At 75.4% G+C, this 13,253-nt stretch carries 14 protein-coding genes; 5 read left to right on the top strand and 9 right to left on the bottom strand.

Going from position 1 to position 13,253, the window contains the following annotated elements:
* Positions 1-11: 11 nt before the first annotated feature.
* The gene (locus tag V6U79_RS10620) at positions 12-896 is read right to left on the bottom strand and encodes a hypothetical protein (protein WP_334521137.1); all 885 of its coding nucleotides are present in this window, start codon (positions 894-896) and stop codon (positions 12-14) included.
* 94 nt (positions 897-990) lie between these two features.
* Here V6U79_RS10620 and V6U79_RS10615 point away from each other — a divergent pair, with 94 nt between their 5' ends.
* On the top strand, positions 991-2,157 hold the full coding sequence (locus tag V6U79_RS10615; RefSeq protein WP_334521140.1) for a homogentisate 1,2-dioxygenase: 1,167 nt from the start codon (positions 991-993) through the stop codon (positions 2,155-2,157).
* A gap of 35 nt (positions 2,158-2,192) precedes the next feature.
* On the opposite strand, the gene V6U79_RS10610 is transcribed toward V6U79_RS10615, so the two are convergent.
* Genes V6U79_RS10610 through V6U79_RS10595 form a run of 4 tightly spaced genes read right to left on the bottom strand, consistent with a single transcriptional unit; the run spans position 2,193 to position 4,956 of the window.
* Complete coding sequence (locus tag V6U79_RS10610; RefSeq protein WP_334521143.1) at positions 2,193-3,215, bottom strand: tetratricopeptide repeat protein; 1,023 nt, start codon at positions 3,213-3,215, stop codon at positions 2,193-2,195.
* Between the two features lie 6 nt (positions 3,216-3,221).
* Positions 3,222-3,704, bottom strand: a complete 483-nt coding sequence (gene ispF, locus V6U79_RS10605) for a 2-C-methyl-D-erythritol 2,4-cyclodiphosphate synthase (protein WP_334521147.1) — start codon at positions 3,702-3,704, stop codon at positions 3,222-3,224.
* A 16-nt stretch (positions 3,705-3,720) separates the two neighbouring features.
* Positions 3,721-4,416, bottom strand: a complete 696-nt coding sequence (gene ispD, locus V6U79_RS10600; RefSeq protein WP_334521149.1) for a 2-C-methyl-D-erythritol 4-phosphate cytidylyltransferase — start codon at positions 4,414-4,416, stop codon at positions 3,721-3,723.
* Between the two features lie 54 nt (positions 4,417-4,470).
* Positions 4,471-4,956, bottom strand: a complete 486-nt coding sequence (locus tag V6U79_RS10595) for a CarD family transcriptional regulator (protein WP_007073334.1) — start codon at positions 4,954-4,956, stop codon at positions 4,471-4,473.
* 332 nt (positions 4,957-5,288) lie between these two features.
* Here V6U79_RS10595 and V6U79_RS10590 point away from each other — a divergent pair, with 332 nt between their 5' ends.
* On the top strand, positions 5,289-6,014 hold the full coding sequence (locus V6U79_RS10590) for a hypothetical protein (protein WP_334614502.1): 726 nt from the start codon (positions 5,289-5,291) through the stop codon (positions 6,012-6,014).
* Between the two features lie 9 nt (positions 6,015-6,023).
* Here the strand turns inward: V6U79_RS10590 and V6U79_RS10585 are convergent, their stop codons facing one another.
* The 4 genes from V6U79_RS10585 to V6U79_RS10570 form a co-directional block, all read right to left on the bottom strand.
* Positions 6,024-6,641 (bottom strand): hypothetical protein, encoded by a 618-nt coding sequence (locus tag V6U79_RS10585; protein WP_334614501.1) that lies wholly within the window; start codon positions 6,639-6,641, stop codon positions 6,024-6,026.
* Between the two features lie 115 nt (positions 6,642-6,756).
* Positions 6,757-7,812 (bottom strand): type III polyketide synthase, encoded by a 1,056-nt coding sequence (locus V6U79_RS10580; protein WP_334521157.1) that lies wholly within the window; start codon positions 7,810-7,812, stop codon positions 6,757-6,759.
* Between the two features lie 35 nt (positions 7,813-7,847).
* On the bottom strand, positions 7,848-9,014 hold the full coding sequence (locus tag V6U79_RS10575; RefSeq protein ID WP_334614499.1) for an acyl-CoA dehydrogenase family protein: 1,167 nt from the start codon (positions 9,012-9,014) through the stop codon (positions 7,848-7,850).
* Between the two features lie 44 nt (positions 9,015-9,058).
* Positions 9,059-9,811, bottom strand: a complete 753-nt coding sequence (locus V6U79_RS10570; RefSeq protein WP_334614497.1) for a methyltransferase domain-containing protein — start codon at positions 9,809-9,811, stop codon at positions 9,059-9,061.
* Between the two features lie 45 nt (positions 9,812-9,856).
* Here V6U79_RS10570 and V6U79_RS10565 point away from each other — a divergent pair, with 45 nt between their 5' ends.
* From V6U79_RS10565 to radA, 3 genes are all read left to right on the top strand, one after another.
* Complete coding sequence (locus tag V6U79_RS10565; RefSeq protein WP_334614496.1) at positions 9,857-10,696, top strand: UbiA family prenyltransferase; 840 nt, start codon at positions 9,857-9,859, stop codon at positions 10,694-10,696.
* A gap of 141 nt (positions 10,697-10,837) precedes the next feature.
* Positions 10,838-11,581 (top strand): copper chaperone PCu(A)C domain-containing protein, encoded by a 744-nt coding sequence (locus V6U79_RS10560; RefSeq protein WP_334614495.1) that lies wholly within the window; start codon positions 10,838-10,840, stop codon positions 11,579-11,581.
* Positions 11,582-11,673: 92 nt separating this feature from the next.
* On the top strand, positions 11,674-13,128 hold the full coding sequence (radA, locus tag V6U79_RS10555) for a DNA repair protein RadA (RefSeq protein WP_334614493.1): 1,455 nt from the start codon (positions 11,674-11,676) through the stop codon (positions 13,126-13,128).
* Positions 13,129-13,253 lie beyond the last annotated feature (125 nt).

The raw sequence follows: 13,253 nt of genomic DNA, 5'->3' as shown, positions 1-13,253 counted from the left end.
GATGCGCTCGCTCATCCGTCGAATCCCCCGTTCACCAGCCCCAGCCGGATCAGATCGGTCAGTGGTTCCAGGATGCTGCACGAACCGAAGCCGATCCACAGCGGACGCTCGTCGTCACGCCGGGCCCGGACCGGCTCGACCAGCGGCAGCGGGTCGAGGGCGGCGAGCAGCCCGGCGACCCGGTCGGTCTCGGCGCCCCCGGTGGCGGCGAGGGTGGCGGCCAGCACGTTGCCGAAGCCGTGGTGCGTGAAGCCGGTCTCCGGGTCCAGGTGGCGGGTCGCGTGGTGCAGGCCGGCGGTCAGCTTGAACGGCAGGTCACGGTCGCGGCAGGCGCCGATCACCGCGGCCAGCTCCACCGGCGTGGGGAAGAGTTCGGCGGCCAGCCCGCCGGTGCGGAACTTGGCGGCGATCGGCACCCCGTCGGCGCGGGCGGCGGCGAGGGCGTCCAGCGCGGCCGTCAGCCCGAAGGTCAGCGGGATCTCCGCGTACCAGTCGGGTCCGGCGGCGGGCGATCCGGCTGCCGGGCGCGCGGCGTCGCGGGCCTGGTCGACCAGGGTGGCGAGACCCGGGAGCGGGTCCTCGCCGCGGCGGGCGACCGCCGCCTCGACCTGGCGGATCTCGATGCGGGGGTCGGCGTGGGCCCGGGCCTCGGCGAGCCGGTCCAGCGGCCCGTCGCCGATCACGCCGACGGCGATCCGCTCGTCGGCGTCGAGGAGCGCGGCCAGCTCCGCCAGCCGGGTGGCGGGCAGCAGCAGCGGGCCGACCAGGTCGGCGTACCAGGAGTCGCGGTGTCGGCGGTGCGCGGCCAGGGCGTCCGGCAGCGACGCGCTGCCGGGCGGGAAGACGGCGGCGTCGTCGACGAGGCCGGCGAAGAGACGGGGCACCTGCGTTGACACGAGACAAGAATCTACGGGACGCTACGAGGAACGGACAACAGCGTCCGATTATCGGACACGGCCGGCCGGAGAACGGGATATAACGGGAGGCGACATGCCGTACTACCGCAGCGTCGGCGAGGTACCTCGCAAGCGCCACACCCAGTTCCGCCAGCCCGACGGCAGCCTCTACGCCGAGGAACTGATGGGCCAGGAGGGCTTCTCCTCCGACTCGTCCCTGCTCTACCACCGGTACGCGCCCACCGCGATCGTCGCCGCCGAGGAGTTCACCCCGCCGGCCACCACCCGGGTGCCGAACCTGCCGCTCAAGCCGCGCCACCTGCGTACCCACAAGCTCGACGGCTCCGGCGCCGACCCGGTCCTCGGCCGGCGGCAGCTGCTCGCCAACGACGACGTGCGGATCGGCTACGTGCTGGCCGACCGGCCCTCCCCGCTCTACCGCAACGCCACCGGCGACGAGTGCCTCTACGTCGAGGCCGGCACGCTGCGGGTGGAGTCCACCTTCGGCGTGCTCGACGCGGTCGCCGGTGACTACGTCGTCATCCCCACGTCGACCATCCACCGGCTGGTGCCCACCGGCGACCAGCCCACCCGGCTGCTCACCATCGAGGCGACCGGGCACATCGGCCCGCCGAAGCGCTACCTCTCGGTACGCGGCCAGTTCCTCGAGCACGCGCCGTACTGCGAGCGCGACGTCCGTGGACCGGACGCGCCGCTGCTGGTCGACGGCGCCGACGTCGAGGTGCTGGTCCGCCACCGGCGCGGTTGGACCCGGTACGTCTACGCCAACCACCCCTTCGACGTGGTCGGCTGGGACGGGCACATGTACCCGTGGGCGTTCTCCATCCACGACTTCGAGCCGATCACCGGGCGGATCCACCAGCCGCCGCCGGTGCACCAGACCTTCCAGGGCCCGAACTTCGTCATCTGCTCGTTCGTGCCCCGCAAGGTGGACTACCACCCGGACGCCATCCCGGTGCCGTACAACCACCACAACGTCGACTCCGACGAGATGCTCTTCTACACCGGCGGCAACTACGAGGCGCGGCGCGGCTCGGGCATCGAGCAGGGCTCGATCTCGCTGCACCCGTCCGGCTTCACCCACGGGCCGCAGCCCGGCGCGGCGGAACGCTCCATCGGCGCGGACTTCTTCGACGAGCTGGCGGTCATGGTCGACACCTTCCGCCCGCTGGACCTCTGCGAGGCCGCGGCGGAGTGCGAGGACGACGGCTACGCCTGGACCTGGGCCCGCCGGAGCTGACCCGCCACGCGCCGCCGACCCGGGGGCGGCGCGGGTCAGTGGTGCGCGCGACCGAGCACGGTCAGCTCCGCCGCGGCGGCGACCGCGATCGCGACGACCAGCGGCCACGGGGTGCCGACCAGCGCGTAGAGCAGCAGCAGGAGCGGGCCGGCGGCGACCGCGTAGCCGGCCAGCGCCAGTGGACGGTCGGTGCGCAGCAGCGCCGGCAGCACGACCCGGACCAGCTCGGGCACCCGCCGGGCCAGGCGCCGGACGAAGAGCGCCCCGCCGAGCGCCGCCAGCAGGGCCGCGACGCGGCTCAGGCCCGCCCCGCCGGACGCCAGGACGGCGATCAGCACGCTGGCGACCAGGGACCAGGCGGCGCCCCGCACCACCAGCCGGCGCAGGTCGTCGGGGCCGGCCGGGGCGAGTGCCCGCCCCGGCTCGACCGGGGCCGTCGCGGCGACCAGTTCCAGGGCCTCGGCCCAGCGCCGTCGCTCCAACCGCAGCACGCCCGGGTCGTCGCGGGCGTCGGCCAGCTCGGGGTCCAGCCGCAACGCCTCCCGGTAGGCCCGCTCGGCCAGGTCGAACAGCTCCAACCGGCCCGCGACCAGCGCCAGCACCAGGTGCGCCTGCGACTCCTCGGGGGCCAGCTCCACGCCGCGCCAGGCCGCGTGCAGCGCCGGCTGGCCGTTGCGCGCCTCGGCCAGCAACGCCGCGCCGCTGCGCTGGGCGTACGCGTCGGTGGGCGCGATGGTGAGGATCCGGTCCGCGGTCCGGGCCGCCTCGGCGTACTCCGCCAGGTCGGTCAGGGCGAAGCCGCGGGCGACCAGGGGCGCGACCGCGTCGGGGGCGGCGGCCGACGCCGAGTCGGCCGCGGTGAGCGCCTCGGCGGGGCGGCCCGCGGCGAGGTGCAGCCGGGCCAGCAGGGTCAGCGCCACCGCGTCGGTCGGGCCCAGGGCGAGCGCGAAGCCCAACTCCTCCGCGGCCTCGTCGTAGCGGCCCAGCTCGGCGAGGAGCTGTGCCCGCTGCCGGTAGCCGTCGGCGGCGGACCGGTCGGAGGCGGCGTCCCCGGTCATGGCGGTCTAGCCGGCCGGGGCGTCGTGGACGAGGGCAACGGCGATCCCGACGAGCCCCTCACCGCGCCCGGCGAAGCCGAGGCCGTCGGTGGTGGCGGCGGAGACGGTCACCGGGGCGCCGACCGCCGCGGAGAGCACCTGCTGCGCCTCCTCCCGGCGCGGTCCGATCTTCGGGCGGTTCCCGATCACCTGCACGGAGACGTTGCCGATCTCGAAGCCGGCCGCCCGGACCCGCCGCGCCGACTCCGTCAGCAGCGCCACCCCCGAGGCGCCGGCCCATTCCGGCTGGCCGACCCCGAAGTTCGCGCCGAGGTCGCCGAGCCCGGCGGCGGAGAGCAGCGCGTTGCAGGCGGCGTGGGCGGCGACGTCCGCGTCGGAGTGCCCGGCCAGGCCGTCCTGGTCCGGCCAGTGCAGGCCGGCCACCTGACAGGGCCGGCCCGCCTCGAAGGCGTGCACGTCGGTCCCGATGGCGACCCGAGGAACGATCATGACCCGAGGGTACGCGTCAACAACCGGCGGCCAGCAGGTGCTCGGCCAGCGCCAGGTCGAACGGGCGGGTGACCTTCAACGCGTACTCGGAACCGGGCACGCAGAACACCGGGACGCCCTGCTTCTCGACCAGTCCGGCGTCGTCGGTGAGCGGGTCGCCGGCGGCGGCGTGCGCGGCGGTGAGCACCCCCCGCCGAAAGCCCTGCGGGGTCTGCACGGCGCGCAGCGCCGACCGGTCGACGGTGCCGAGGACGACGTCGTCGGCCCCGACCTCCTTGACCGTGTCGACCACCGGCAGCACCGGGATCACCGCGTCGTGACCGGCCCGGACCGCCGTCGCCACCGACTCGACCAGCGCGGGCGGGGTGAGCGCCCGGGCCGCGTCGTGCACCAGGACGATGTCCGGGCCGGGCGGGACGGCGGCGAGGGCGGCGGCCACGGAGGCCTGGCGCTCCGCGCCACCGGGCACCACCACCACCTGCGCCACGGGCGCGAGCAGTTGCCGTACCGCCGCCACGTCGGCCGCCGGGGCGGCCACCACGATGGTGTGCACCGACGGGGCGGCCGCGATCCGACGTACCGCGTGCACCAGCAGCGGCTCGCCGCCGAGCAGGCGCAGCGCCTTGGGCGCGCCCGGACCGAGGCGTACCCCGGCACCGGCCGCAGGCACGAGGACCGCGACGTCACCGCGCGGATTGAGCTGCGCGGTCACGTCGCGGTCCTCGGATTTCTTTGCCGATGTCGGGGTACGACGATGCTGTGGGAACTAGGCCTCGGTCAGGACCTTGTCGAGCAGCGTCTCCGCCTCGTCCTTGGTGCTCTTCTCGGCCAGCGCGACCTCGCCGACGAGAATGTCGCGGGCCTTGGCGAGCATGCGCTTCTCACCCGCGGACAGGCCCCGCTCCCGCTCCCGGCGCCACAGGTCGCGAACGACCTCGGCGACCTTCAGCGGGTTACCGGAGGCCAGCTTCTCCAGATTCGCCTTGTAACGCCGCGACCAGTTGGTCGGCTCCTCGGTGTGCGGTGCGCGGAGCACGTCGAAGACCTTGCCGAGGCCCTCTTCGCCGACCACCTCGCGCACACCCACGATCTCGGCGTTCTCAGCGGGCACCCGGACCGTCAGGTCACCCTGCGCGACCCTCAGGACGAGGTACTGCTTGGGCTCGCCCTTGATGACCCGAGTCTCGATTGCCTCGATGAGTGCGGCCCCGTGGTGGGGGTAAACAACGGTCTCGCCGACACTGAAAACCATAGGTTCGAAACCCCTTTCGCTGTGTCTAGGGTAACACGCTCAGGCACCGATGTCCCACCGCTGTCCTGACCGTTGGCGCAGCTCAGGGGCCCTGTGAGAGGTATTTCTTCAGCTTGACAGGCGGTCAAACCGATGGTTTGCACACGCTCCGTGACGAACGGATGACAACCCGGTAGGGGTGATCGGAGCGTGGAAATCTCGGGCTATGCGCTTCTCACATGGTATCGCGATGCCGCCCGACGCGCCCAGATCTGGCGGGAGGAGGGCCCGGTGGGGGACGCTGGAGGCCGTACCGCCGCCCGCTCGCCGAGCCGCTCACCCCCGGGGGTCCGATGGGCATGACTGACGCCGAAGGCCCCGGCCCGCCCGACGGACTGCCCGACCTGCCACCGGAGTGGGGCCGGGTGGTCGTACCGGACGACGCCTCCGCGCTGGCCGCCGAGGCCGAGCAGCTCCGCCGCGAGCTGCGCCGCCCGGCCGGCACCGACCCCCGGCACCCGCGGCCGGCCCCCCGGCGGGACGGCCGGCCGCCCCTCGGGCTGCCCCTGCTGGTCCTGCTGGTGGCGGTGCTGACCACCCTCGCGGGTCTGGCGGCGGTCACCTGGCCCCGGTCACCGCGCGGCGCCGACCGGCCGACCGTCCTGCCGTACCCGACGACCACCGCCGCGCTGACCGGCCGGCCCCTGCCGGCCCTCGACCTGGTCGACGCCGACCAGGCGACCGTGCCGCTGCGTCGGCTGCTGCCCGCGATGATCATCCTGGTGGACGCCTGCGCCTGCGCCGAACAGGTCGCCACGGCCGCCGGCGCCGCCCCGGCCGGGGTCTCCGTGGTCACCGTCGCCGGCGGTCGCAGCCCCACCGGCGTACCGGCCGGCAACACGCGGGTACGCGCCCTCGCCGACCCGGCCGGCGGGGTCCGGGCCGCGCTGCACCTCCCGGCCCGCCCCGGCACCGCCCCCGCGCTGCTGGTCGACCGCACCGGCACCGTCGTACGCGTGCTGCCCGAGCTGGGCGCCGCCGCCGACTACCACGCCGACCTGGTCCGCCTGGCCGGCTGAGCGGGCCGCTCAGGACAGGGCGACGACCTGCGCCTGCACCCGGACCGGACCGGCCACGGCGGAGAACTCGAGCCGGGTCGGCACCTGCGGCTCCGGAAGCTCCAGCCAACCCGGCTCGCCGTCGCAGTTCGTCTGGCTGGTGTCGGTGTACGGCGCGTGCACGGTCGAGATCAGCAGCTCACCGTCGCCCGTGCAGCGGTACTGCAACAGGCGCCGCACACCGTCCGCCCGGGACTCCCGGCGGACCGGCTCGGCGCCGGGCACCAGGGTCATCTCCTCCCGCCACCGGACGTCCGCGGAGCGGGGCAGCCCGCCGTCGGACCAGTCGTCAGGCAGCTCGGTCAGGTCGAGGGCCCGGCCCGTCCTGACATCGAGTTCAAGGTGGGTGCTGGCGTCGGGCCGGCTCGTCACCACCGCCCTGTCGAGTTCGCTGCCCCGGAAGGGAATGGTGCCCCGGGGCGGCCTGATGCCGGGCTCCAGGAACGCGCCGCTGTCCCGCCCGTCGGCCCGGTCCGCGCCGGTGACCGGCGCGTTCGCCCGCCACCACCAGCCCCCCGCCACCAGGACGAGCAGGGCCGCGCCGGCCAGCACCACACCGCGCAGCCGGTCACCCGTCGCGTCGCCCACCCGGCGAGCGTAACCAGCGCGCGCCAACCCCGCCGGCCCGCGACGCGCGCCGACGGAGTCCCGGCTCCCGCCCGACGGGTCGACGGCCGAGGGTCGGACGCGCTGCCGGTCGCGCTCAGGGGCGACGTTCCAGCAGGGCGGCGTAGAGGGTGAGACCGGGGCCGAAGGCGAGCATCACGATCCGCTCCGGCCGGACGGCGGCGCGCAGCAGCCGGTCCAGGATCAGCAGCACCGTCGGCGACGAACAGTTGCCGTGCTCGTCCAGCGTCGCCCGCGAGGCGGCCAGGGCCGTCGGGGGCAGCGCCAGCTCGCGCTCCACCACGTTGAGGATGCGGGGGCCGCCCGGATGCACCGCCCAGCCGTCCACCTCGGCGACCCCGGTGCCGTGCCGGGACAGCAGGTCGTCGACCAACCCCCGGACGTGGGTGGAGAGCACCTGCGGCACCTTCGGCGACAACCCCATCCGGAAACCGGTGTCGGTCACCTCCCAGGTCATGTGGTCGGCGGTGGAAGTGTCGGTGACCGAGACGACCTCGCGCAGCCGGTAACCGCCGGCCCCGGAGTCGGGTACCAGCACGGCGGCGACCGCGGCGTCGGAGAAGAGGGCGTGCGACACGATCTGCTGGGTGTCCACCCGGGCGCTGGCCGGCTGGATGTGCAGGCTCGTCAGCTCGGCGCAGAGCAGCAGCGCCGGGCGGCCCCGCGCGGTGACGAAGTCACCGGCCGCGCCGAGGCCGGGCAGTGCGGCGTAGCAGCCCATGTGGCCGACGAACATCCGCTGGGTGTCGGCAGCCATGCCGAGGTCCCGGGCGAGCAGGATGTCCAGCCCCGGGGTGGCGTACCCGGTGCAGGAGCAGACCACGAAGAGCCCGACGTCCCCGGCGGTAATGCCGGCGGAGGTCAGCGCGCGACCCACCGCCTCCTTGCCCAGCGGCAGCGCCTCGACCTGGTAGCGCCGCATCCGGCGCTCCGTCGGCCAGTCGGAGACGTCCTCCAGCAACGGGTTGACCGCCGCCTGCCGCCGGGACACCCCCGAGTTGGCGAAGATCCGCTGGGCCAGGGCCCGGGTGTTGCCGGAGAAGTGCCGGGAGAAGAAACCCTCCCACAGTTCGTCCTGTGCGGCGCCCGGCGGATGCGCCGTACCGAGACCCGCGATCACTGGCACGGCCATGTCCCCCACCTCTCGTCCCTGACTGTCCCGCCCGTTCACCAACGAGGGGTCGATCCGTCACGATCCGGGTCGCCGCCGAGCGCCGCGATGCCGAGCCAGTCGGCGCAGACGTCCGAGGTGGCCGGATGCAGCGACCCGCAGCGGGCATCCCGGTAGAGCCGCTCCAGCGGGTGGCCCCGCCGGGTGGCCGACGTCCCGGCCGCCTCCAGCATGGACGCCGCGACGTCGGCGGCGGTCGTGCCGGCCAGCAGCTTCGCCCGCCAGACCCAGCGGTTGGTCTCCTCGTCGCCGGGCGCCTCGTCGACCCGCCGGGCCGCCTCCGCCACCACCAGGTGCGCCGCCGCGACCGCCGCGTCGGCCCGGCCGAGGCGGGCCCGGACCGCCGGCAGCCCGGACAGGTTGCGGGCGTTCAGATGCTCGGCGGCGGCGTCGACGGCGGCCCGGGCCACCCCGACGTAGACGGCCGCGTAGCTGGCGACCAGCCAGTGCGGCATCAGCTGGGCCACGACCAGGGCCAGCCCCTCCACCCCACCGAGCAGCCGGTCGGCGGGGACCGTGACGTCCAGGTGCAGGTCGTGCGAGGAGGTGGCGCGCATGCCCAGCGAGTCCCAGGTCGGCTCCACGGTCACCCCGTCACCGGCCGGGACCAGGAACTGGGAGACCACCGCCGGGTCGGCGGCGCTGCGCGCGGCCACCAGGTAGCCGTCGGGATGGCCGGCGCCGGAACAGAAGGTCTTGCTGCCCTTGAGGTGCCAGCCGCCCTCGACCGGCTCGTAGACGGTGCTGAGCTGGGACAACCGCGCCCCCGCGCCGCGTTCGCTCATCGCCACCGCGTACCAGGAGCCCTCGGCGGCGGCGCGGAGCAGGCGGTCCCGGGCGGCCAGCGCCTCGTCCGGCACGCCGAGCGCCTCGGCCAGCTCCTCGGTGACCGCGCCGAGCGCGCCGGTGACCGAGGCGTGCATGTTGAACACCAGCGCGGTCGCGCCGTTGCCCCGGGCCAGCTCGGTGGCGACCGCGGCGTACTCGGCGAAGGTGGCGCCCGTCCCGCCCAGCTCGCGCGGCACCATCAGCCCGAACAGGCCCGCCTGACGCAGGTCGGCGAAGTCGTCGACCGGGAACGAGCCGTCCCGGTCGTGCCGCTCGGCGCGTGCCGCGAACCGCGGCGCCAACCGGCGGGCCGCCTCCAACGCGTGCACCGTCATGTCGCCCCCTTCTCGACGTCCCTGATACCCCCCGGCCGCACCCGCTACCCGTGCCGCACTCCACTCCCCTGGTAGAGCACGGCCGTGGACCACGTCGCCTTCACCCGCGGTTGGACGCCCGTCCCGGCGGAAGCCCCCCGGGCCCGCCGGACGAGCCAGGCCAGCGTGCCGCGCAGCTCCGGACGGATGCCCCGGACCCGAAGGTCGACGCCGTGCCGGGCGCACTCGGCGACCAGCTCCTGGTCGTCCACGAACAACCGTGGATCGTGGATGCCCCGCGGCACCGTGGGCAGCCGCTCACCGATCCGCACCGCCACCAGCCGGGCCAGCGCGGTGTCGTTGAGGGTGTCCAGCACCAGCAGGCCGCCCGGCCGCAGCAGCCGGCACGCCTCACCGACCGCGCGCCGCCAGTCGGGCACGTGCTCCAACAGCTCGCCGGCGGCCACCACGTCGGCGCAGCCGTCGGCGAGCGGCACGGCGGTCGCGTCCCCGTTGACCACGACCACCCCGTGCGCGGCGGCCTGCGCCAGGGCGGACCGGGTCAGGTCGACGCCGACGTGCCGGTAGCCCTTGCCGGCCAGGTGCGGGGCGAGCAGCCCGGCGCCGCAGCCCAGGTCGACCAGGAGCGCGCCGGGGCGGCTCGCGGGTGGCACGAGCGCGGCCCGCGCCCGGGCCAGCCAGTGCAGCATGGCGAACGCGCCGTCCGGTCGCCACCACTCGCCGGCCAGGTCGTCGTACTGGCGGGGGTCGTTGGGGGGCAGCACGCGGGGCGGAGTCGAGACCGGACCGTTCCGCATGGACCGAGCGTGACACGACCGGCCGGTAACGACCAGACTTCCCTTATGTCGTCAACGGTGTTAGGGCTGGTCAGGGCGAGCCATCCGGAGCCGGCGGCCGCGGTCACCGTGGTCACCGGCCTGCTGGCCGTCGGGGTGGGGCACCCGCCGGCCGGGGTGGCCGCGGTCGTCGGCAGCGTGCTGGCGAGCCAGCTCGCCGTCGGCTGGACCAACGACGCGCTGGACGCCGAGCGGGACGCCACGGTGGGGCGTACCGACAAACCGGTCGCCGCCGGCGCGGTGAGCCGCCGGACGGTGGCGGTCGGCGCGGCGGTGGCCGCGCTCGCCACCCCGGCGCTGGCCCTGACCACCACCCCGGCGGCGGCGCTCTGCATCACCGTCGCCCTGGTCTCGGCGCTGCTCTACGACTGGCCGCTGAAGTCCACTCCGGCCTCCGTGCTGCCGTACGCGGTCTCCTTCGGCGCGCTGCCCGCCTTCGTGGTGCTGGCCCTGCCCGGCGCGCCGGCACCGCCGGCCTGGCTGGTCGCCGCCGCGGCCTGCCTGGGCGCCGGGGCGCACTTCGCCAACGTGCTGCCCGACCTGGCCGACGACGCCCGCACCGGGGTGCGCGGGCTGCCGCACCGGCTCGGCCCGGCCGGCAGCCGGGTGGCCGCCGCCGGGCTGCTGCTCGCCGCCACCGTCACGCTGGTCCTCGGGCCGCCCGGGCCACCGTCCTGGGCCGGGCTGTCGGCCGTCGCGGCCGCCGCCGTGGTGCCGGCCCTCGGCTGGTACGGCGGACGGGCCGCGGTCCGCGCGGGTCGACGGCCGGTCGCCGCGTTCCGGGCGGTGATGGTGGTCGCCCTGATCGACGTGGTGCTGCTGGTGGCGAGCGGTCGGGTGGTCTGACCCGCACCCGCGCGGGTGGCGGCACCGGGTCGGCGTGCGGTCGTCGATCAGGCCCAACTACCCTGGAGCGCGGTCTGCGCGGGTATGACCACCCCGCGCCCGGGGTACGGCCGGGTGCGGATCGTGACGAGGAGGACCGACGTGACGCGCTCGATCAGGGGTTCCCGGCGGGCGGCCCTGCTGCTGTCCGGCATGGCGGCGGCGACCGCCCTGCTGGCCACCGGCTGCGGGACCGGCCAGGTGGCCGAGACCGCCAACAAGGAGCCGTCGATCCAGGGCATCAACGTCCAGACTCCGGACAACGAGTACAAGGTGCGCAGCCTCTACGTCGAGTACCCGGGCGCCACCGGCTACCCCGCCGGCGCGAACGCCCCGCTCAACGCCGTGCTCTACAACGACACCGAGAGCCCGGTGACGGTCACCGTCACCACGGACAGCGCCCGGGAGGTCGTGATCACCGGCCAGGCCGAGCCGGGGACCCAGGCCGGCGTGTCCAGCCCGTCCGCCCCGGCCACGGCCAGCCCGTCGGCGTCGGGTAGCGCGTCGCCGTCCGGTTCGGCCTCGGCCAGCCCGTCGGAGAGCGCCTCGCCCAGCCCGTCCGCCCCGGCCGGCGAGCCGGCCCGGATCGAGATCCCGGCACTGGGCTACGTCCAGCTGAACCTGCAGGGTGGCCGCAGCCTCCAGCTGGTGGGCCTGAAGGAGTCGCTGCGCCCCGGCCAGCAGGTCAACCTGACCTTCGACTTCGGCAACGGCCGGACCATCGACACCCCGGCCCCGATCGCCGTGCCGCTGACCCCGGTCCCCGAGCCCTCCCCGATCATCCACCGCGAGGGTGGCTCCGGCGAGGAGGGTGGCGGCGAGGAGGGTGGCTCCGGCCACGGCTGACCCCGGAGGTACGTAACTGCCGACGACACCGCCGGCGTGGTGACCACCACGCCGGCGGTGTTTTCGTCGTATCCGGGGGTTAGCGTCCTGGGGTGACCACTCCCCGATCGACCTCCCCCCGCGGCGCGGCCTCCGGCGCGTCCCGGGGCCGGGCCGCCCGCGAGCCGCGCCCGGCCTACGAGTGCGACGCCTGCGGGCACCAGCCGCCCAAGTGGGTGGGGCGTTGCCCGGAGTGCGGCGAGTGGGGCTCGGTGGTCGAGTCCACGGTCACCGGTCCGATGGTCTCCGGCCGGGTGGTCAGCTCCCGGATGCCGAGCGAGCCGGCCCGACCGATCGCCACGATCAGCGCCGCCCCCGCCCGGGCCCGGCCCACCGGCGTCAGCGAGCTCGACCGGGTGCTCGGCGGCGGCCTGGTCCCCGGCGCGGTGGTGCTGCTCGCCGGGGAGCCGGGGGTCGGCAAGTCGACCCTGCTGCTCGACGTGGCCCAGCAGTGGGCCGCCGGCGCGGGCAGCCCCTCGCTGGTGGTCAGCGGTGAGGAGTCGGTCAGCCAGGTCCGGCTCCGCGCCGAGCGGATGGGCACCCTGCACGACCAGCTCTACCTGGCCGCCGAGAGCGACCTGGGGGCCGTCCTCGGCCACCTCGACGCGGTCAAGCCGGGGCTGCTGGTGCTCGACTCGGTGCAGACCATCTCCACCACCGGCACCGAGGGGGTGCCCGGCGGGGTCACCCAGGTCCGGGCCGTCACCGCCGCCCTGGTCTCGGTCGCCAAGGAGCGCGGCATCGCCACCGTGCTGGTCGGCCACGTGACCAAGGACGGCCAGGTGGCCGGTCCCCGGGTGCTGGAGCACCTGGTCGACGTGGTGCTGCACTTCGAGGGCGACAAGCACTCGTCGCTGCGGATGGTCCGGGGCGTCAAGAACCGCTTCGGCGCCGCCGACGAGGTGGGCTGCTTCGAGATGCACGAGGGGGGCATCAGCAGCCTCGCCGACCCGTCCGGGCTCTTCCTGACCCGCTACTCCGAGCCGGTGCCGGGCACCTGCGTCACGGTGGCGATGGAGGGGCGGCGGGCGCTGCTCACCGAGGTGCAGGCGCTGATCGGCGCGACGGTGGCCGGCTCGCCGAGGCGTACGGTCTCCGGCCTGGACGGCGCCCGGCTGGCCATGGTGCTCGCCGTGCTCCAACGCCGCACCGAGCGGCTGACCCTGCACGACCGGGAGGTCTTCGCGGCCACCGTCGGGGGCATCCGGGTGGTGGAACCGGCGGCCGACCTCGCGGTCGCCCTGGCGGTCGCATCGGGCGGGCTCAACCTGGCCATCGCCCCCAATCTGGTGGCGATCGGCGAGGTGGGCCTCACCGGCGAGGTGCGCCGGGTCGGGGCGGTGCCCCGGCGGTTGGCCGAGGCGGCCCGGCTCGGCTTCCGGGTGGCCCTCGTGCCGCCCGGTTGTGGCCCGGGCAGCACCGGCGTCACCCCGGAGAACATGCGGGTGATGGAGGTCACCGACGTCCGCGCGGCGCTGCAGTGCGTCGCCCGCGCGTCCGCCGAGTGACCGGCGACGCCCGCCGGGCCGGACCGCCCGGGCCATACCGGACAGGCCCGCCGGGCCGGTACCGCCGGGAAGGACCCGACGACGTGACACATCACAGTAACCACGAGAGCACCCACCGCACGGCA

Source organism: Micromonospora psammae (assembly GCF_036902725.1).
Lineage (GTDB): Bacteria > Actinomycetota > Actinomycetes > Mycobacteriales > Micromonosporaceae > Micromonospora.
This window is presented reverse-complemented; position numbering and strand designations above follow the sequence as displayed.

Excerpts from the sequence above, each read along its gene's own strand:
- V6U79_RS10615 (WP_334521140.1), top strand. The coding sequence starts at position 991 with ATGCCGTACTACCGCAGCGTCGGCGAGGTACCTCGCAAGCGCCACACC.
- V6U79_RS10610 (WP_334521143.1), bottom strand. The coding sequence starts at position 3,215 with ATGACCGGGGACGCCGCCTCCGACCGGTCCGCCGCCGACGGCTACCGG.
- ispF (WP_334521147.1), bottom strand. The coding sequence starts at position 3,704 with ATGATCGTTCCTCGGGTCGCCATCGGGACCGACGTGCACGCCTTCGAG.
- V6U79_RS10595 (WP_007073334.1), bottom strand. The coding sequence starts at position 4,956 with ATGGTTTTCAGTGTCGGCGAGACCGTTGTTTACCCCCACCACGGGGCC.
- V6U79_RS10590 (WP_334614502.1), top strand. The coding sequence starts at position 5,289 with ATGGGCATGACTGACGCCGAAGGCCCCGGCCCGCCCGACGGACTGCCC.
- V6U79_RS10580 (WP_334521157.1), bottom strand. The coding sequence starts at position 7,812 with ATGGCCGTGCCAGTGATCGCGGGTCTCGGTACGGCGCATCCGCCGGGC.
- V6U79_RS10575 (WP_334614499.1), bottom strand. The coding sequence starts at position 9,014 with ATGACGGTGCACGCGTTGGAGGCGGCCCGCCGGTTGGCGCCGCGGTTC.
- V6U79_RS10570 (WP_334614497.1), bottom strand. The coding sequence starts at position 9,811 with ATGCGGAACGGTCCGGTCTCGACTCCGCCCCGCGTGCTGCCCCCCAAC.
- V6U79_RS10565 (WP_334614496.1), top strand. The coding sequence starts at position 9,857 with ATGTCGTCAACGGTGTTAGGGCTGGTCAGGGCGAGCCATCCGGAGCCG.